Here is a 19,651-nt window from a genome sequence, read left to right on the forward strand (position 1 = left end):
AGCGACGTGAAAGCGGCACCTGCGCTCCTCAAACAAGCCGGTCGCATGCGCTACCTCCTTGCCGACAAAGGCTACGATGCCGACCGGCTGCGCCGCTCGCTCCGCGATGCTGGAGGCGTTCCTGTTATTTCCGGACGACGAAGCCGCAAACACACTATCCGCTACGACAAGGACCGATACCGTGGCAGGCATCTCATCGAGAACGCCTTCTGCCGTCTCAAAGACTTCCGCCGTGTCGCCACCCGCTACGACAAACTCGCCGCCAACTTCCTCTCAGGCGTCGCCATCGCAACCGCAATCGCCTTCTGGCTCTGATTGAGTCTCAGCCCTACGGCAGCGAAACGCAGCGCTGGCGAGCCGCGTGCATGGCGCCTGTGGCGCGACGTTGTCGAGCGGGCGCCGCAGCCGCCGCTCACTGGTGGGCAGGTCATCCGCGCTGGCGAGCGCTACGCCGACGCCATCCCGGCCGAAAGTCTCCTCGTCACCGCCTGACCATCAAGCAGCACCATCAACAAAGGGAGGCGCCGTCCATCAGTGACGGCGACTTCACTTCCAGGAGGAAATCGATGCTCATCACCAAAGCCGATCTCGCTGCTGCCCGCCGCGTGTTGTTTGCCGAGCCTCGCCAGCGCCCACCGCGCCAAATCGATTTTTGCGTGCGTCCGATCAGCCAGGCATGGCGGATCCTGGATCGACGCCCGGCCTACAAGACGGCTGTCGCCAACGCCGCATACATTTGGCGCGACAGCAGCGTTGCCGACCAGTTCGGGCAGATGCCGCCCAGCTTCGCAGAGCGGCGTTGCGAGCTACGTGGTGCGGGACTTGCGCTACCCGAAAGCGCTCCGTTGTGTTCGACACGTGACTACACCGTCTGGCGCGAGGCTGACGATGCCGCGGCGGCGACGGGCGACCCCTCGACGGTCAGCGCCTGGCACATCATCGCTGAAATTCCCGAGGACTTTCCAGCTTTCCTGTGGCGGGCGCTAACGACCCGGTTCGTCATGCGAGAACTGCTGGCACGCGGCGCTGCAGTTGCATGGGCCATCCACGCACTTAACGGAGAGGATGGCTGGATCGTAAAGCCGCACCGCCACTTCGTCGTGACTGCGCGATACTGGCGGCATGATCGACGCCAAGGCGCTCGGCATCCCGCTTGGATGGCATCCACGACGCAGCAGAAGAAGCTGCAGATGGTGTGGCGGCGCGACTGCGCCGCCACGGATGCTATCGGACGCTGCGCGCTAGCGATCTAGCGGGCGAGGCACTGCCCCACTCATTCACATGGGTCACGCGATAAGCGAGACGATCTCTCCGGTGACGATCGGCAAAAGATTAACCACCTCCTGCAGCAGATCTAGGGGCGTGCACTTTGTATAGGTACCCGCCGTCTCACTCGTCAGCGTGTGCCCGAGCAGGTCAGCGCGCTGCTCCTCGCTGACCTTTTTCGCCGCGAGCGCAGTGCTGACATAATGGCGGATGGAATGTATGTCCTTGCCAGCCGGCACCAGCCCTGCGCGCTCAAGTGCTCGGCAATGCCTCTTGTAATAAACGCCGCCATAGCTACCCGCGGCGAGACGCAAGTCCGGAAACAGTTGCTCCTCGCCTGCGTCTCGCTGCCGGTTGACGAAGGCCAGAAAACCCAGCCGCAACACCTCGTCGGCGAGCGGGATGTCGCGCTCGGACGCGCTGTTTTTTAGCCGCCCGGCGGTGGTCTCCCGCAGTTGCAAGCACCAGATGCCATCGATCAGCGCAACGTCGGCGGTCTGCAGCTTCGCGATCTCCTCGCGGCGGGCACCCGTATAAGCCAGCAGGATCGGCACCCAGTAGCTGCCATCCCATTCTATATGGCGACCAGGCTTTAAACGACGCACCCGGCTCTCGAAGCCGTGCCACACCGCGCCCTGGAACAGAACGCGTAGCTCATCGGCTGTAAAGGCTGGCCGCTTGTCGCGCTTGCGACGTCGGTCGACTGTTATGGAAGCGCCCCATTCTATCACCGACGACGTCGGCTGGCGCTTCCACGCACAATCAAGAGCCAGTTTGATGAAGCGCACGTGTCGGTTGATTGTCGCGCCGCCGAGCGTCGGACCAGCACCACGCTCGGCGATCTGAACTAATGTCAGCGGCGCGTGCACAGGCGTTTTGTGGTGGTTGTTCGGCAGGCGGCGTAGTGTGCGCACAAAGTTTGCAATCTCCACCTCTCCCAAGGATGCCACGGTAGCCTCGCCGAAATGCTTGGCCGCTAGAAACACCGCCGCCTCGAATTAACTACGCGTCTTGGGCGCCCATGTGGATTGCGCGGCGTCATCATCGTAGCGCGGGTGCGCCGCGAGAAAGGCGTCAGCGGCCTCCCGGATCGTCATGCCAGTAGCGACTTCTGGTGCCAAATTGATGGGCACGGCAACACCGACCGGACCAACGGTTGGAATTGTCGGCGCAGCGGCGGGGGACGCGAGCGCCTTTGCACCCGGTTCATCGCTATGCTCATCAACAGCATCGAACAAGTTTTCGAGCAAGCCCGATGCAAGCGCATTGTCGTCAAGAAACGCGTCGAGCGCTCCGTCCGGGTTCTCGGCGCGTCCGATCTCTTCCTTGATCGCCACCAACGCACCGAGCGCTAGCTGACGCACCGCCGCAGCGACGTTGATGGGTGTTTCCGCGCGACCCAAGTACGCGACCCATTGCCGCGCGAGATCGGTGATTTCGCCGACCAGTTCGTGCGCGCCACGCGCAACACCGCGCAAGGTTCGCCGTTCCTCGTCATTGCATTCCGGCCAACGCCTGAGAACGTGTTCCTCATAGGCTTGCGTCTCGAACGGCCGGTCGATGCCGTTCACGGCGATGTCGCGGTGTACAACGTCGAGGCAGCGCAGCCCACGAACGTGATCCTGCAGCCGGTCTCCCGGATTGGGGTAGGCTCGGGCCGAATAGGCAGCGTCGATATCGGCGGAGTTGCGACGAAACTGGAGCGCATGCGCGACCATGATCGCCTTCTTCTCGGCATCGGACAGGCCGATCCCGGTACCCACCTCATCCATCGTCACTTGTCGCCACCGCTCCTTCAGCGCAAGATCGATCCGCCCCGCGCGCTCGCGCGCGACGACAGGGTTCGTCGTCTCGAGCGACAGGCGTATAGAGAAGGTCTTGCGATTGGATGAGTAGCTGGCGCGGTAATAATAGCTGCGGCCGCGCAGGGCCAGGTTGCTGCCGGTTTTCATGAAGGCGTTCCCGTCGGGATCGCAGACGCGATGCGTCACAGCATGCGTCACACGATACGTCACACCACCGACGGACGTCGGCAGTGGAACGGCCAACCTAAATAGGTGAAATTAATCACTTACAAGGAAAGTTGGCTGGGGCGGCAGGATTCGAAGCTGCTACACAAGCGCTCTCTCGTGCGCCGTGCATCCATTGACGCTGCACGCGCCATGCTACAATACACCGCTACAATGGGTGCTACAACGACCGTCCTCGCACGTTACATGTGGAAGCGACCGGGCAGCGCCATGTGGCAGCTGCGCAAGCCCGTGCCCTCCGACGTGCAGCGCGCTTATGGGCGAAAGGTGGTCACCCGGTCTTTGGGGACCAGCGACGAGCGCATTGCGACCATGGAGGCGTTGGCGATCCTCGGCGATCTAGAGGAACAATGGAGCGCGCTGCGCAGCAGTAGCGAGACCAAGTCGATCTTACCCATGGCCTTCGCCGACGCCGGTGAACCTCCTGAGAGCATCAAGCGGGCTGTCGTCCGAGCTGCATACGAGCAGGTCCTTAGTGAACTCGAAGCTCGCGACAACGCACGCTTCCTCAGTGACCGCGCAACCTTCGATGAGAGCTACGATCACCGTCGTAAGATGGCTCGCGAGCTGAACAGGGAGGTTCGTGCGGGTGATCTCACGAGGTTCATCGCCGCGACCGAGAGGCTGCTTAGTAATCGTGGTGTCATCGTCGACCGAGACTCGCCGTGGTTTCACGATCTTCGCCAGCGAGTGGCGACTGCCGTTCTCGACGCACTTGGGGTCGCCATCCGGGGTGATGAGGGTGCGCTGGACCCAAAGCCGACCACAGCGGTGGTCATCGATGCGTTGAACCGGACCGGCTCCAACGTGGCGAAGGACATCAGCTTCTCAGAACTCGCTGAGGCCTTCATGCGGCAATGGCTCGCTGGTCGCGGCGGCACGAAGGAGACGAACACCGAGCCGCAGAAGCGCGCCACATTTCGGCTATTCAGCGGCTTCTTCGATGATCGCCCGATCCGCGAGGTCCGACCAGAGGATGCGGCGACGTTCTTCGACGCACTGCGCCTTCTTGACCCCACATGGGCGCGGTCTCCCGCTGCGAGGCGTTTGACATGGCAGCAGCTCATCGCGCGCTACGGCGATCGCGGACAAGGGCTGTCGGATGCGACCATGAACCGGCATCTACAAGTTCTTCAAGAGCTCTGGGCGTGGTCCAAGAAGCGCGGCCACTGCGAGGGTGAAAACCCGTTCAACGGCTTCCACAAGAAGCTGCGCGCCGGCCAGAACGTCAAACCTTACCTCGCCTGGGAGGATGCTGAACTTCGGCAGCTACTCGAACCACCACCCAAGCGCGGGGATCTCTTGGAGGTGATCCTGGTGGGCATGTTTACGGGCATGCGCCTAGACGAAATTGCCTCTCTCACTTGGGGCCAGCTGCGCATCGCAGAGGACGGCGGCGATCGCGTGCCCTACTTCCAGGTTGAGGACGCAAAGACGCCCGCAGGGAACCGCAAGGTGCCAGTGCACCGCGACCTGAAGTGGCTTACCTCTCGAGTGCGAGGCGTGGACGAGGATCGGATCTGGCCGACCTTCAACAAGGAAGGTCCATCCAAGAAGCCGGGTGCCGATGCTGGTCGAGAGTTCTCGCGCTTTAAAGCTTCCCGCGGCTTCCGTGACCGAGTCAAGGCGTTCCACTCATTTCGGAAGAACGTGACACGTATGATGGAACGGGCGCAGGTTCCCGAGAACGACTGGGCTCAGATTTTTGGCCATGAGCGCGGCTTCACGTATAGGGTCTATAACCCCGACGGTATAAGCATGACCCGCCGCGCCGAGATCATCGCCTTGATCGCTTACCCCGGCATACACCTCCCTCATCCCGCATTGCGCTGATGCGCAGCCGAGTGCTGGGCGACCGAGTTCAAGCGACGTCTGTGGATGGCACTACGGCATGGCCGTCGGCAAATCGGCAGCACCCGGATGAGGTCAGTCGCTCAATCCTAGGACTTCTCTTGACAGCCGGTCAGATCGGCTCGGAGGACTTTCCTACGTCGAGCACGCGGTAAACGCTTGCACGTCCTATCCCAAGGCGCCTCGCGATCTCGCTTGCGCCTATTCCCTCATCTCGCAGCGCACGCACCGCGTCAGCATCGACGGATGGCTTGCGCCCCTTGTAGACGCCAAGGGTCTTGGCTTTAGCAATACCCTCGAGCTGTCGCTCCCGACGAAGCGCCGTCTCGAACTCGGCAAAGACGCCAAGCATCTGGAGGAACGCCTTCCCCGCCGGGGTCGATGTGTCGACTGGCTGCTCGGTAGCTCGCAAGAACGCACCACGCTTGCGCACCTTCTCGACGATGGTTTCGAGATCGCGAACTGACCTAGCTAGGCGGTCGATGCGCGTGACCAAGAGCGTGTCTCCCTCACGCAGAAAGTCGAGGCAGAGAGACAGCTCATTACGACCCTCAAGGGTCGTGCCACTCTTACGCTCCGATCGTATCAACGAGCAGCCAGCATCACGCAGAGCAGCCTCCTGGATCGAGCAGTCCTGATCCTCAGTGCTGGCGCGCGCGTATCCGATGATGCTCGTCATGATGCTATTTGTCTCGATGGGGTCTAGACCATATGAGCTATCTGTCTTTTATCTCTAAATCAACCCATACGAGACAGCGACTATGTCTCACCGCGCTGTCTCTCTGGGGTATACCTTGCGAGACACCGATGAGCTCGAAAATGGGTCGTCAACGGGAGGGCATAAGGGTCATCTCGCTGAACGTGCAGCACTCGGTTATGGCTCGATCCGCGCCGGTGCTGCGAAGCGCGCCGCCGGTTCGGCTTGCCGTTCTTTTATACGTGTGTAACGTGCCAGCTCATTTCTCAAAGTGTGTGAAGCCTCAATGGACACTCCTCTGAACGCCTCGGCTAACAACGCCGGAGCCGTGTTTTCGAACAACATGTTCGAGATACCACGTTTCCAGCGGGAATATTCGTGGGGCGAAGATGAAGTCGATGAGTTCTGGACTGACCTAAAGAACTCCCTTGAAATGGAGTCATACTTCGTCGGTCTTATGATATTCACAAACCCGCCATCTGACATCAAAGGGCGGAAGCACGTCGTTGACGGCCAACAACGTATTATAACGATCAGCCTTCTTGCCAACGCACTCTACCATGAAGCCATAGCGAAAGATCGAAAAGCACTTGCTGAACGGATACAGGCGAGTTTTCTTCGTGCTATCGATTATGAGTCCGACGAACAGGTGTCACGCGTAAGACTGAGCGATCCGGCCGATAACCTGACCTTCCAATCGCTGCTGTCGACTGGCTCTGCGCCTCAGGCGTCTCGAGATGATCGCTCAGTCTCTGCAAAAATGATCGCGTCCTATAATCTTCTGGTCAAGAGAGTTCGTGACGACCTTCGGCCTGACCCGTTTAAACGTCTCGGGCGATGGACCGAGTTCCTAACCAACCGCCTTTACTTAGCGATTTTTGTTCACCCCAATCCTGACCTGGCATATCAAGTCTATGAGGTAATCAACACTCGGGGCAAAGATCTTACTACCGCTGACTTATTAAAAAATTACATTCTAAGCCAGTCCGGCTTTGAAGAGGGCCGGCGTTATGATCAGTGGCAGGAAATAGCTAAGCAGTTTTCTACAGATGGCGCCAATAATTTCGTGCAATACATACGCCATGTCGTAACTGTCGAGAGCGGCTACGTTCTTCCGAAGGATCTGTTTGGCTTCATCGCTGGTCGGACAACACGTGCTGAGCGCGCTCCACCTGCGCCCCACCGCCTTATGGAGCTGCTACAATCCAACCTTCCACTATATCTACAGATGATAGATTCTACCTCGGGCGGGCCAGCCGACTCTGATGCTCTTGGCGTATTTTCTGCCTTGAGCGGCTTAGGCGTGCTGACAGTTCGACCAATCCTACTTGCTTGCGCTCAGACCAATGATCCAGACGCTGGTATGGAGCACATTCTGCGTCTTGTTGTTCGCCGTATGGTCGTTGGGAATCTCGGCACGGGCAACGTCGAACGAAAGTTTGGCGAAGCTGCGAGGTTAATCCGCGAACGTCGAGACTGGCGGGCCATGGTTGACGGCCTGAATGACCTCAATCCGTCTCGCGAGGATTTTGTGAATCAGCTTAAAAAGCGATCCTTAAATAAGGCTCTGCTAAGCTTATTAAGACGTTCAATTATTCAAAACACGATAACTCCAGCCACAGACAGCTTTTTGCACTTTATTTGGACGAAAAATCCACCTTTTGGGGGGCTGGCCGAGAACGAGGGATCATACTGGGCATCGACGATCGGCAATACCTTTCTATCGAAACTTGAAAAGCGACCTAGAACAATCACAGACTGGGAGAGTTTCAAGGTAGACATGCTGCCGACCGGTGCAGATGGAGAATGGACTGCGCGGCTTGACCAGATCAATCGTTGGGATGCGCACGCAATTGAAAACCTGGGGATTGATTTAGCCGCCGAGGCTGGGCGTATTTGGTATGACGGCTGAAACCGACGTGCAGTCCGATGAATACGTCGCAAAAGTATGCGACGTGCTGAACCGAGTTTCCGATGTTGATGCTCTTGGCGCCTTGTCGAGAGCTATTGCCTTTGATCTGGGCACATCACCCCTTGAACATACAGCCATTGTGCTAGATGCTAATGTTATTTTGCGACTAAGCTCACATCCCAGAAGCGCTGATATTATTGATTATCTAAGGACAAGTTTTCCAGGTCATTTAATCTTACCAGGGCAGGTCGTTCAAGAGTTTTGGAATAATCAATTCCAGGTTATGCTTACGAAAGCAGCCGATATTAAGCGAAAGTTCGATGAACTTAGCAAGCTGATAGAAGGCTTAGATGGGCGGTTTGAAGCTTTTGCACATCGTTTTAACGAGACCGCCACCGCCTTTAGTGAGACATTTGGCTATATTTTTGATGATAAAACGGTTAACAAGACAAAACTTTTAATAGACCTTTTGAAGGAGAAAGCGGTAGTTCCTTTTGCTCCTAGAACTACTTTGGCGTCGACCGCTTTAGCGAGGAAACGGACGAAGACACCACCGGGCTTTAAAGATGATGCAGACGGTGATTTTTTCGTCTGGTCGGATCTTCTTCTTGGCCTTGCTCGCATCAGCGGCGCGGGTAAAAAAATACAACGAGTCTCACTGGTCACGTTAGATAAGAAGATTGACTGGAGCCGTGATGGTGTGCCGCACCCGATCCTTTCAGCCGAAGTTTATGCCATTTGTGGAGCGTCTTTAGAGACCTTGACGATTGAGGTTCTGGCGAAACGCCTTCTAGACTAAATCAGTTAATTGGACGACCTCGCTTCTTGCACGTTGCTTGGCAAGCATACAGGCGCCTGCCTCAAAGGCCATTTAGGCTTTCCTGCATAATCTGCGACATAGCGTCGTCCATGTGCACCAACGCTGTCAAACTTACGTTCCGCCGCACGCTGCTGGTAAGGACTCCGAGCAGGTCGTGCGGGTAAAGTCTCGCGACGTTCTCCCGAGAAGCCGCGTCTCGCCACGTGTGAATCATAATTGAACCGCTTCTGCACACTACACACGCGGCAGCAGCGCGCACGCGTAAGCTTCCCGGCTCTCGTGAATGTGCGTTACCAGTTTCTCACACCTATTCGACACGACCCGGATGCGCGAAGCGCATCCATCCTAGACATCTCCTATTGTGTGCCCGCACAGCTATATTCTTTCACGATGCGCGGGTGCGTTACTGTGACGTTGAAGAGCCACTCAGCGAGGGGGTCAGGCGGGCGGCAACACTGCGGAACTTGTCGAGGGCGAGCTCAAGGCTGGCAATGATCTCCGCGGCGACCTCATCGGGTTGGGGCAGGCTGTCGGGATCGGTGGCGCTAGCATCCTTGAGCCAGAAGATGTCGAGGTTCAACTTGTCGCGCTTAGCCAGCTCCTCATACGGGAACCGGCGGAAGCGCTCGTTCTCCGTGCGGCGATGACGTTGTTGCTGCTGCCCGTAGCAGGCGACGAAGTCATCTAGGTCGGCGCGCTTCAACGGGCGCTCGCGCAGGGTGAAACGCTTGTTGGTGCGCAGGTCATATACCCAGAGCGCTTCCGTCTCGACCCGCTCACTCGCTGGTGCAGCGTCGAAGAACAGCACGTTCGCCTTCACGCCTTGGCTGTAAAAGATGCCCGTGGGCAAACGCAGCAGGGTATGGAAGTTGAAGTCTCGTAGCAGCTTGCGGCGCAGCGTTTCGCCCGCACCGCCCTCGAACAGCACGTTATCGGGCAGCACAACGGCAGCGGCCGACTTAGTAATCGTCATGATGTGCTGGAGGAAGTTGAGCTGCTTGTTGCCCGTGGTGACGGTGAAGTCCTCCCGCACGTAGGTCTGTTGCTCGGTTTCAATCGCTCCTTCAGCGTTCACGAACTTAAATGACTGGCGCTTGCCGAACGGGGGATTCGACAGGATTACGTCGTAGCGGCCGCCGTTGTCGGCGGTGAGCGCGTCGGCATGGCGCACAGGTGATTGGTCCCCGCCGATGCCGTGCAGGTATAGGTTCATCGCACAGAGCCGCACCACCTCGGGCACAATGTCGTTGCCCGACAGCTTGGTCTCACGCAGCTGCCGGGCGATTGCACGATCGGTCGCGGCTGGCTGCTGGCGCATGTGGTCATACGCCGAGAGGAGGAAGCCGCCCGTCCCTGCCGCGGGGTCATGGACTGTCTCGTCAGGCTGCGGGTCCATGACTTCGACGATCGCGTCAATCAGCGGTCTGGGCGTGAAGTATTGGCCCGCGCCCGAGCGCACCTCGCCGGCGTTCCGCTCCAACAGTCCCTCATAGATCGTGCCCTTCACATCGACGTTGAGCCCCATCCAGGTCTCCGCGTCGATCAGCGCGACGAGCCGCTGGAGCCGCGCCGGATCGGCGATCTTGCTCTCGGCCTTGAGGAAGAGGGTCCCGACGATGTCGTCGCGTTTCGAAAGCTTCGCCAGCACCTCCTTGTAGTGCGTCTCCAGCTTGGCGCCGGAAAGCCCGCGCAGCGTCTCCCACCGGCAATCGGTTGGAATGGCCGAGGGCTCATTCAGCGCCGCGGTGCGCTCCTCGTCCATCTTGAGGAACAGGAGGAAGCTAATTTGGCCGAGATAGTCGCCATAGGACACGCCTTCCTCGCGGAGGACGTGAGCGTAATTCCAGACCTTGGCGACGAGCGCCTGCTCGTTCACAGGCCCCCTCCAGTATCACCTAGCGCAAGGTTAAACGAGCACCCTTCATGGAAGCGCTTATGCTGGTCGAGCTCTTCCCCAAGCACGCTGAGCCATCCACCATCGAGCGCCGGAAAGGCCGCCGTGATGTCTAGGTTCTTCACATCCTGCTGCATCGTCCTCATCACATGAATAGAGTTCTGAAAAGCTTGCTCACGGCCTATTGTTCTAAATGCATCTGCGCCTATCAGTCACCTGGGCATGCCGTGGTAGGCAAGCACCACCGTGTCGAAGCGGCGATATGCGACCACGCGGACGTCGTCCTCGCCGATGAGCGCACTATAGACAGGGCGGTAAAGCACTGCGTTCCAGACCAGGAGTATGCCTATGGCAATCACCGCGACACCGACAATCCGCGGCCACTTACGCCTGCGCTGGAGTGTCGCTCCACATTCTTTTAATCATGGCTCTCCTTGCTTGCTTCGTGCAATCTCGACATTGTTCATGCCAGTTCACCGCGGAAGGCGGCGGCAAGAATGGATTGGCGGAGGGCACCGGAACCGGCGAGTGTCGCAGGAATGTCGAAGCTGAGCTCTCCGGCCCGCCAGCGATCAAGTGCGATAGTCATCTCCTCAGCAGGCGGTAGCGCAATGGGGAACGCTGCTAGCTTGCTCATGCTGAGGTTATACTGTCCTGCGGAACTGCCAATGTTCGCGAGCACAGACGCGCGGAAAACGGCGCTTTCGGTGAATGCGCGTATCCACCTCCATCGCGCGCTGTCGCCCGTCATCCTAAAACGAATGAGGTAGGATGCGTAGTGCGTCGGTGTTGCAAGCGGAGCCGACACGATGCCCGCCCGACCGATGAGGTTATCGCTCCCATTAGTGCGCACGATGAGCAGGTCACCGGGAGCAACGTAATCGCTCTCCGACAGGTCAAGGGGGACCAGAGATCGCTTCAAATCGCTAAGGTAGACTGACCCGTCACGCAGGTTAGGTATGCGCAAGACGGGCTCGCCCGTGCCGTCAGTTGCGCATTTCTGGGACGTTCCATAGCCTGCCGCCCAAGATAGTTGGTCGAGGCTCGCCCACGTCCATCCGGCAGGCAGCGAGGGCAGGTGATTGGGATCGGGAGCCGTCGGTTCGGCATAGCGCTTCCGCGCATTCCGCGGGTCGGACATCCAGCGAGACTTGCGATCGGCGAGGATGCGGGCGAGCATGTCCGCGCCGCTCTTCGCCGGCGGAGTGGCAGCACGCCAATCGGAGGTCAGGTCGCCGGTGACGGCGGCCTTAAGCAGGGACATGCGATAGGTGGCGAGGTCGGCGCCCGCCCGCGCCAGCTCCTCTTCGCCGTCGTCCAGGTCGGAGAACAACTCGTCGATACGCGCGACGATTTGACGTTGGATGTTGAGCGGAGGTATCGGCACCGCGTATTTGTCGAGCCTTGAAGCTTCTATGCTGCTGACGGTGGTTCCGTGCTTCGAGCACGTCAGCAGAATGTCTCTGCCCGAGTAGCGCAAGAAGTGGGCAAGGTAGCCCGGATCGACGTCTTCACGCGGCGTAAGCGCGCGCAGGTCCTGGTTGATCGTGACCTCGACCGAGGTCACTGCAACCGGGAAGGTATGCGCGAGGATGCCCGAGCGCATGACGCACAGCACCGAACCTGCGGTGATGCGCTTTGCCGACGATCTCCTGACCGCTTCCTCGGTGATGAGGTCTGCCGCGCCGGCGATCACCGAAACCTTCATGTCCTTGGGACTTACCCACGGGATCGTGCCATCTGCCCAGAAGTCCGGCTGCGCCTTACTGGGCGTGCCGCCCCCAGTCCACCTGCCCAAGCTTCCGAGTGGCTGCGTAGGCCATGCGTAACGCGGGACGGACACCCCGGATAGCTCAGCCATCAAGCCACCAGCGCCATCGTCAGCTCGTCAACCACCGCGTCTAGCCGCCCCGGAAAGATCGCGCGTGCGGCGATAATTCCACCACGGCGCTCGAACTGGGGCAGCTCCTGCAAGTCGCGCAGCGGCAACTCGATGTTGGCTGCAAGGTGATCACGGATCGCCTCCAGCCAGCCGAGCTGCGCCTGGTTGTAGGTGCGCCCCGCCTGCTTCTCGCGGCCGATCCACAGATTGAAGCGTCCGGCTATGTCGCTCGACAAAGGCGCGAGCGTATCGGTAGAGCCCGTGGCGAAGCGCACGAGTGCGACGATGTCAGTCAGCGCCTTGGCTGGATTGCCGCGCACCTTGTCCCCCTGGAGCCTGCGATAGGCGCTCCATAGCTCCAGCGGCTGCAAAAGCCATGGGGGCCGCATCATTGCCGTGCGCAGTTCTTCCAGGCTTTGGTAGGTCAGTCGGGCTTGGTGCGCAGGCCGGCCGAGTAGGATCTGGAGCGCGGTAATGTCATCCCCTTGCTCCTGTATGAAGGTGCGGAAGCTGGTCGTGAGACGCTCGGCCGCAGCCGGATCAAACGCCGAAGAAATGACGATGTCGCTCGACAGATTGTCGATGACCACCTCACTTGCTCGTTTGAGCTCGACTAGCAGGTTGCGCAACAGGGGTTTATCGAACGGCATCAAAGCCGTTTCACGTAGGCGCTGCGCCTCCTGCGCGGGGTCATCTGCCCGCTCAATACGATCCTGATCGAGAGCGTCGACCAAAGACCCTGCTAACTCGCTTAGAGAACGTCCCTGTGACGCATCAGCGACCCTCTGGCGGTCGTCGGGACTGAGCTTGCGGTCGAGCGCTGACAGACGATGTGCGAGACTGGAAACGGTGTCCTCGTCGCTTGCACCCGAGGCGACATGTTCCAGAAGCTTCTCGAACGAAACGGTGCGCTTGCGTTCGAGCGGCTGGGTGATCGTCTTATCGCTTTCCGTGACGCCTACTGCGTCGATCAGCACGAAGCGGTCTTTCGCGACAGCATCTGGAGTCACGCGCTTTAGATCGACCGAGTTGAGTGAGCGCACGCCGCGCCCGCGCATCTGCTCGAAATAGATCGCCGAGCGCACGTCGCGGAGAAAGATGAGCACCTCGATGGGCTTCACGTCGGTGCCGGTCGCGATCATGTCGACGGTGACAGCGATGCGAGGAAGGTATTCGGTGCGGAACTGGCCTAGGATGCGCTCGGGCTCGGTCGCGGCGTAGGTAATCTTCTTTGCGAAGTCGTTACCCTTTCCAAACACCTCCTTGGCGATCCCGACGATCTCCTCGGCGTGGTGATCGTCCTTGGCGAAGATCAGCGTCTTGGGCACATCCGTGCGGCCGGGGAACAGCTCGCTCGACAGCGTGTCGCGATAGGTCTCGAGCACCGTGCGGATCTGGTTAGGCACGACGACCGAGCGGTCGAGGTCGGAGCCGGCATAGACCAGGTCGTCGTCGAGCTGCTCGTAGCGTTGGCGCCGGGTATGTTTGTCGCGCCGGGGCACGCTGTAGCCAGCGGGAACGCGCCCGCCGTGCTCGCCAATCTGCGTGCGGATGCGGTATATCTCGAAAGGCACGTTGACCCCGTCGGCGACCGACCGCTCGTAAGGGTATTCGGCGACGAGATTCCGATTGAAGAACCCTAGTGTCGCCGGCGAGGGCGTGGCCGTGAGCCCGATGATCTGTGCATCGAAATAATCGAGAACCTGCCGCCAGCTGCCGTAGATCGAACGATGGCACTCGTCGACGATGATGAAGTCGAAGGTCTCGGGCGGCAGCGCCGGACTGTAAGCAACGGTCCGGGTCGGAGCGTGGGCGTGCTCGAACTCGCTCTGCTCCTCATCCTCCTCGGAGATGTCGGCGCCGGTGAGCTGGGCAAACACACGCTGGATGGTGGAGATCACGACCTGGTTGGCCTTGTCCAACCCGGTGGGTCCCAACCGCTGAACGTTGTGCAATTCGGTGAACAGCCGTCCCGTGCCCGGCGGCCGATATGTCTGGAACTCCTTGAGCGTCTGCTTGCCGAGGTTGTTGCGGTCGACCAAAAACAGAACGCGGTGCGCGCCGGCATGCGCGAGCAGTCGGTAGCAGAGGGTTGCGGCGGTAAAGGTCTTTCCCGCGCCGGTCGCCATCTGGACGAGGCTGCGCGCCTGGCCCGACCTGAGAGAGTGTTCGATGCCTTCGATTGCCTCGATTTGGCATTCGCGCAAGCCGGCGGGGTCGAGGGGCGGTAGCTCGAACAGGCGCGCGCGGATGCTAGAGCCGTCCTTTAGCCAAGCATGCAGCGTGTCGGGCTTGTGAAAGCTGAACAACGGTCGGGAACGCTGATCGGGATCGACGCGGTCGGAGAACAGTATCTCTGACCCGCTCGCCTCATAGTCGAAGCGCAGTGGCGTGCCCCAAGTCGCGAGTGTCGGCGGGGCTCCTGCTCCATAACCCACGGCCTGGTCGGCGACGCCGGAAAGGGTGAAGCCTTCCTTCTTCGCCTCAACAATACCGCACGCCTTACCATCGACCAATAGAAGGTAATCGGCCGGGCCACTCGCGAACGGATACTCCCGCACCGCCACGCCCAGCGACGCACGGCGATCCATCTCCGCGCGATCCTGAATGACCCAGCCGGCAGCTGTGAGCTGCTGATCGATCAGGTCTCGTGCCTTGGCCTCCGGCGTGCTCATCGGCTTCGCTTATGGAAAGAAAGCGCCGAGGATGGCAACGGTCTGATGGGCAAAGTTGACGCCAAATGCGGGAATCGCGTCAACTTAGGGCGCACTACTGTCAACCTTGCCCTGAAAGCGTTGAGTCACGTTAGCCTCGGGAAACAGCCAATCTGGTCGCTTCCCCGTGTAGTTTAGAAATGCTGCACATCAATTTAGAGGAAGTAGCCTGGCGTTTACTGCCAGCCGCAGAAGGTCAGATCATGGTCAATCCGGCGGCGGCGTCACGCCGAGTGCCTCGTAGTCAAGAGGCAAGACCATCCAACCGTCGGGATTGTAGATCCCGAGCCCCTCGACACCGCGTTCCTCCGCTTGCCGTTTGTGCCTGACCAGCCCCACGGTGGACCAAGCATCCCACTCGGAGCCGAGCCACTCCGAGGGTAGCACGCGGTAGTCGGCCTGAATGGCGTCGTAGAGCGCATCAGCTCGCTCCTGATTCCTCGCGAACAGAACGACCTGGTAGTCGTCATCGTCGATGTAGAAGAAGAGCTGGGTTGGCCTAGGCGGGACAGCGCGATGCGGTCGATCACCGGGAGGGAGCACCAGCCAACTTCCATCATCCTGCCGGTAACCAACACCGGGCACACCGGCAGCAATCGCCGCAACTAGATGATCTCGTGCAGGACCACCAAAACCGGGGAGACGCTCAAGAACGGTCATCTGGGTGGAGGTATAGCCTCGAAACGATGCCAGATGCTCGTTAGCCAGCGCGATGGCATGGTCCCCATTCGTGGCGAAGACGACTGCTGCAAAGGCGATCTGGTCATGAACCTCGAACACGCCCAGCCCCATCACGCCTCCTCCGCGCCGTCGGTTGGCGAAACGATCGTCCAGCCCTTGTTGGGATCGAACTTGCCGATACCGCTGACACCGGAGGACAGCGCGTGATCGAGAGCTTCGAGGTTCAAGCCTGGCCACGCGGAATTACGCTGCTTCACCTCTAGATTAGGAAGGTCACGGTTCTCCCGTGCGAGCCAGTAAACCATATAAAGGCGCACCGCCTCATCGTAACTTGTCGCAAAGATAGTAATTGCCGATGTGCCGGCGCCAATAACCTCAAAGATGTGCATGTCTTTTTCTCGTCGTTGATGACGATTGACCATGACGCGACCCGTGCTTGGACGCGGGTGGGTAATGATTGATTGATGCACTCCAGAGACATCAGACGACGCGAAGGTAAAGTCGGGACGCAAACCTCTACGAATACATCTTAAGGCAATCTGCGGAGCAGACCCAGCACATAACGCACATAGGCCTGACTACTGACCCGTAATCATCTCCCAAAACTCTCTTGCACCCCCAACCATGCCGCGGGACATAGTCAGACGCCGACGACTTAGACGATCGTCATGTCGGCGGGCAGCCTTGAGAAGGTATGTAGCATAGGCAGCTCGCTCCCTTTGGAACAGCCGCCCGTGAACGGCACGTGGTATGACCGCGTAGCCCTTGAGACCATGGCCCGCAGCGCGAGCCACGGCGTCCATAATTTTTCCCTCGTCACCAACCTCGAAGTTTGCCGCTGCGCCATGAATATGGAGCACGGTCTCTGCCCGAGACTTGATGCTCCAGCCCTCGATAACAAAGAACCAATCAAGGCGCGGGCGAACGCGCTTGTCGAACTCCTTCCGAATGCGATCTCGCATCATTACGCGGGGGTCCTTGCCCGTAGTGACCCACCCCTGCTCTAGCTTCGGATGAATGTGGACGTTGAAGGTTAGCACCTTCCAGTTGTTCATGGCCATGATCGCGAGCTGAACCTTCATCCAGCCGGACAGATCATCCCAATGCGGCATAGGGAGGCCGTTAGTCTGCCGACGGATTGGAAACGGTGTCAGCCGCTTCGCTGGTGCGGAGTCAGGCTTCCCACCGTATACTGATAGCGGCTCAAGCGCTTCGCCATACAGACGATGAAACATCTCTGCTGTGAGGCGCCCACGCCGCAGAATCCTGTAGATTTTACGGTCACGAACCTCACGCTTGGCCTCTCGCCCGCGAGCGGCGCGCGTTCCACTTTTTCGATCAGCGCTCAAGAAGTGATTGCAACGGTCAACATGTGTCGGCCTGCTACCGCACCATGCTCCGGAACTCCAGCATCAGCCCCGAGATTCGAGGAGGCTAAGCTGCTGGCCGTCATCAGAACCAACGCCTGAGTCAATCAGGAAAGATAGCCCTGCTACAAAGACTGCTACAAGCATGTGCGACAACGTCATGCCTAAATAACTGTAATCGCTGTATTTTTATGAGTTGGCTGGGGCGGCAGGATTCGAACCTACGAATGCCGGTACCAAAAACCGGTGCCTTACCGCTTGGCGACGCCCCAACAGCCTGCGGTTCATCGCAGGAGCGGCAGCCTTGCGCCAGCCCGCGATGCACCGCTGACAAGATATGGTGCCCAGAAGAGGACTCGAACCTCCACGACCTTGCGATCGCCAGCACCTGAAGCTGGTGCGTCTACCAATTCCGCCATCTGGGCACGGGTGGAAGCGCGAACGCTTCCGGGTAGGTCGGCGCCTCTAGTGGAGCGCGGTGAGCCTTGTCAACGCCTTCGCGAACAGAAAAACGCCGCGCTCGCGTCCGTGCAGCGCGCAGCCTTGTTATTGCACGACCCGCCCGGCTAAAGCGGACGCGGCTTTCCAGGATCTGCAGTTGATGACTCCTTCGTTGATGACTGGCGTGAACAACAAGCTCGTGACGCTGATCGGCGGCGGCGGCTTTCTCGGCCGCTACGTCGCGCAGGCGCTGTTGCAGGCAGGCGCGCGCGTCCGCATCGCGCAGCGCGATCCGCGCCGGGCGTTCTTTCTGAAACCGCTGGGAGGCCTGGGGCAGACGCAGTTCGTTGCCGCCGACGTGACGCGGCCCGACACGATCGCGCGCGCGGTCGAGCATGCCGACGGCGTCGTCAATCTGGTCGGCAGCTTCGCCGGCAACCTGCAGCGCATCCACGTCGACGGCGCGCGCGCGGTCGCCGAGGCCGCGACCCGAATGGGCATCGGCGCGCTGGTTCACGTGTCCGCGATCGGCGCCGATGCGGAGAGCGCGTCCAATTACGCCCGCACCAAGGGCGAGGCGGAAACCGCGGTGCGTAATGCTTATGTCAACGCGACGATCCTGCGCCCGTCGACCGTGTTCGGGCGCGAGGACCAGTTCATCAACCGGTTCGCGGGCATGATCGCGAAGCTGCCGGTCGTGCCCGTGCTGCGCGCCCAAGCCCGGTTTCAGCCGGTCTACGTCGGCGATGTGGCGAATGCGGTGGTCGCGAGCCTAGGCGACCCAACGCGCTTCGGCGGCGACACGTTCGAGCTCGGCGGCCCCGAGGTGCTCACCATGCTCGAGATCCAGCAGCGGATCGCGGCGCATATCGGCCGCAACCCGACCTTCCTTCCCCTGCCCGACGCGGTCGGCGGGCTGCTGGCGAGTGTACCGGGCGGGCCGCTGACGGGCGACCAGTGGAAGCTGCTCCAGCGCGATTCCGTGGTCTCCGCCGGCAGCGAAGGCCTGACCGCGATGGGCCTCGCGCGCACGCCGTTCGACGCGGTCGCGCCGGGCTGGCTGGTGCGCTATCGCAAGGCGGGTCGCTTCTCGCTGCTGAGCGACGCCGCCAAGGGCTGACGTCGCTACCCCTTCCTACCGGAGACGCCCTCTTGAACGACCTGCTCACCGCCGTCCTCCTCGGCATCGTCGAGGGGGTGACCGAGTTCCTGCCCGTCTCCTCCACCGGCCATCTCATCTTGGCGAGCGCGCTGCTCGGTTACGACGAGGCGCACTGGCGACTGTTCAACATCGTGATCCAGCTGGGCGCGATCCTCGCGGTGGTGGTGCTCTACTGGCGGACGTTCTGGACCGTGCTGCTAGGGCTGTTCCGCCGCGAGGCCGGCCCGATCCGTTTCGTGCGCAACCTGCTAATCGCCTTCGTGCCCGCCGCGGTGATCGGCCTGGCGCTCAAGAAGCAGATCGAAGCGCTGCTGCTGCAACCGCGCGTCGTCGCGGTGGCGCTGATCGTCGGCGGTCTCGCCATTCTGGTGATCGAACGCGTGGTGAAACCCGGTACGACGCGCGGCATCGCTGACGTGCCCGCGCGCACCGCGCTCGGCGTCGGCTTCGTCCAGTGCCTGGCGATGGTGCCGGGCGTCAGCCGGTCGGGTGCGACCATCCTCGGCGCGCTGACGCTGGGTGTCGAGCGGCGCACCGCGGCCGAGTTCAGCTTCTTTCTCGCTATTCCGACGATGCTGGGGGCGAGCGTGGTCGAGCTCGCCGGGCACCATCACGAACTGATGGCGGGGCAAGGCGCCGGGCTTGGCGCGATCGCCGTTGGCTTCATCGTGTCGTTCATCGTCGCGTTGCTGGTGGTGCGCTGGTTCGTCGGCATCGTCGGGCGGCACGGCTTCGCACCCTTCGCGTGGTACCGGATCGTCGCGGGTGCCGCGGCTTTATTCCTGTTGATGCGCTGATGGTCCGCGTCGGACCTTTATTGTCTAACGAGTTGCCCTAGAGAAGACTGCAACTCACTAAATGCACTAAATTGGGTCCGACATGATGCTTATGTTGTTTGATTTCGCGTGACACCGCGACTTTGATATGAAATTGC

At 60.3% G+C, this 19,651-nt stretch carries 16 protein-coding genes and 2 tRNA genes; 7 read left to right on the forward strand and 11 right to left on the reverse strand.

The annotated features are described in order from the left end of the window. Together BMW51_RS14480 and BMW51_RS14485 are read left to right on the forward strand one after the other, a co-directional pair. Positions 1-315, forward strand: a 315-nt coding sequence (locus BMW51_RS14480; RefSeq protein WP_143051878.1) for a transposase, incomplete at its 5' end; no start/stop codon positions are given. A 251-nt stretch (positions 316-566) separates the two neighbouring features. Next, positions 567-1,253: a MobA/MobL family protein gene (locus tag BMW51_RS14485; RefSeq protein WP_093007725.1), complete on the forward strand. Its 687-nt coding sequence runs from the start codon at positions 567-569 to the stop codon at positions 1,251-1,253. Positions 1,254-1,286: 33 nt separating this feature from the next. On the opposite strand, the gene BMW51_RS14490 is transcribed toward BMW51_RS14485, so the two are convergent. Beyond that, complete coding sequence (locus BMW51_RS14490; RefSeq protein ID WP_093007727.1) at positions 1,287-2,252, reverse strand: site-specific integrase; 966 nt, start codon at positions 2,250-2,252, stop codon at positions 1,287-1,289. 12 nt (positions 2,253-2,264) lie between these two features. After that, positions 2,265-3,218, reverse strand: coding sequence for a hypothetical protein (locus tag BMW51_RS14495; protein ID WP_143051879.1), 954 nt, complete (start codon positions 3,216-3,218; stop codon positions 2,265-2,267). A gap of 264 nt (positions 3,219-3,482) precedes the next feature. On the opposite strand from BMW51_RS14495, the gene BMW51_RS14500 reads away from it, so the two are divergent. Beyond that, entirely contained in the window at positions 3,483-5,129 is a 1,647-nt protein-coding gene (locus tag BMW51_RS14500; protein ID WP_342724271.1) for a DUF6538 domain-containing protein, read from the forward strand. A gap of 130 nt (positions 5,130-5,259) precedes the next feature. On the opposite strand, the gene BMW51_RS14505 is transcribed toward BMW51_RS14500, so the two are convergent. Next, positions 5,260-5,826: a recombinase family protein gene (locus BMW51_RS14505; RefSeq protein WP_093007733.1), complete on the reverse strand. Its 567-nt coding sequence runs from the start codon at positions 5,824-5,826 to the stop codon at positions 5,260-5,262. 304 nt (positions 5,827-6,130) lie between these two features. Between BMW51_RS14505 and BMW51_RS14510 the strand changes: the two genes are divergently transcribed. Continuing rightward, entirely contained in the window at positions 6,131-7,756 is a 1,626-nt protein-coding gene (locus tag BMW51_RS14510; protein WP_093007735.1) for a DUF262 domain-containing protein, read from the forward strand. Beyond that, positions 7,746-8,555 carry a PIN-like domain-containing protein gene (locus BMW51_RS15915; protein WP_143051880.1) on the forward strand — a complete coding sequence of 270 codons (810 nt, stop codon included), beginning with the start codon at positions 7,746-7,748 and terminating at the stop codon, positions 8,553-8,555. Before BMW51_RS14510 ends, BMW51_RS15915 begins: the two co-directional genes overlap by 11 nt. Positions 8,556-8,979: 424 nt before the next feature. Here the strand turns inward: BMW51_RS15915 and BMW51_RS14515 are convergent, their stop codons facing one another. The 8 genes from BMW51_RS14515 to BMW51_RS14545 all read right to left on the reverse strand — a co-directional run bounded on the left by BMW51_RS14515 (position 8,980) and on the right by BMW51_RS14545 (position 17,539). Then, positions 8,980-10,452, reverse strand: a complete 1,473-nt coding sequence (locus BMW51_RS14515; RefSeq protein ID WP_093007737.1) for a class I SAM-dependent DNA methyltransferase — start codon at positions 10,450-10,452, stop codon at positions 8,980-8,982. Between the two features lie 481 nt (positions 10,453-10,933). Beyond that, a complete protein-coding gene (locus BMW51_RS14520) occupies positions 10,934-12,331 on the reverse strand; it encodes a restriction endonuclease subunit S (RefSeq protein ID WP_093007739.1) in 1,398 nt (465 codons plus the stop codon). Continuing rightward, complete coding sequence (locus BMW51_RS14525; protein WP_093007741.1) at positions 12,331-15,027, reverse strand: type I restriction endonuclease subunit R; 2,697 nt, start codon at positions 15,025-15,027, stop codon at positions 12,331-12,333. The genes BMW51_RS14520 and BMW51_RS14525 overlap by 1 nt, the downstream gene beginning before the upstream one ends. A gap of 246 nt (positions 15,028-15,273) precedes the next feature. Further along, positions 15,274-15,858 (reverse strand): hypothetical protein, encoded by a 585-nt coding sequence (locus BMW51_RS14530; protein ID WP_093007743.1) that lies wholly within the window; start codon positions 15,856-15,858, stop codon positions 15,274-15,276. Further along, positions 15,858-16,169, reverse strand: a complete 312-nt coding sequence (locus BMW51_RS15920; protein WP_143051881.1) for a hypothetical protein — start codon at positions 16,167-16,169, stop codon at positions 15,858-15,860. Before BMW51_RS15920 ends, BMW51_RS14530 begins: the two co-directional genes overlap by 1 nt. A gap of 156 nt (positions 16,170-16,325) precedes the next feature. Continuing rightward, positions 16,326-16,859, reverse strand: coding sequence for a hypothetical protein (locus BMW51_RS14535; protein WP_093007745.1), 534 nt, complete (start codon positions 16,857-16,859; stop codon positions 16,326-16,328). A gap of 452 nt (positions 16,860-17,311) precedes the next feature. Next, positions 17,312-17,386 (reverse strand) — tRNA-Gln (locus tag BMW51_RS14540). A gap of 66 nt (positions 17,387-17,452) precedes the next feature. Further along, a tRNA-Leu gene (locus tag BMW51_RS14545) sits at positions 17,453-17,539 on the reverse strand. Positions 17,540-17,739: 200 nt separating this feature from the next. On the opposite strand from BMW51_RS14545, the gene BMW51_RS14550 reads away from it, so the two are divergent. Together BMW51_RS14550 and BMW51_RS14555 are read left to right on the forward strand one after the other, a co-directional pair. Next, entirely contained in the window at positions 17,740-18,675 is a 936-nt protein-coding gene (locus tag BMW51_RS14550; RefSeq protein WP_093007875.1) for a complex I NDUFA9 subunit family protein, read from the forward strand. 32 nt (positions 18,676-18,707) lie between these two features. Next, entirely contained in the window at positions 18,708-19,514 is an 807-nt protein-coding gene (locus tag BMW51_RS14555; protein WP_093007747.1) for an undecaprenyl-diphosphate phosphatase, read from the forward strand. Positions 19,515-19,651: the final 137 nt, after the last annotated feature.

The sequence above is a fragment of the Sphingomonas palmae genome, from assembly GCF_900109565.1.
In the GTDB taxonomy this organism is placed as follows: Bacteria; Pseudomonadota; Alphaproteobacteria; order Sphingomonadales; family Sphingomonadaceae; genus Sphingomonas; species Sphingomonas palmae.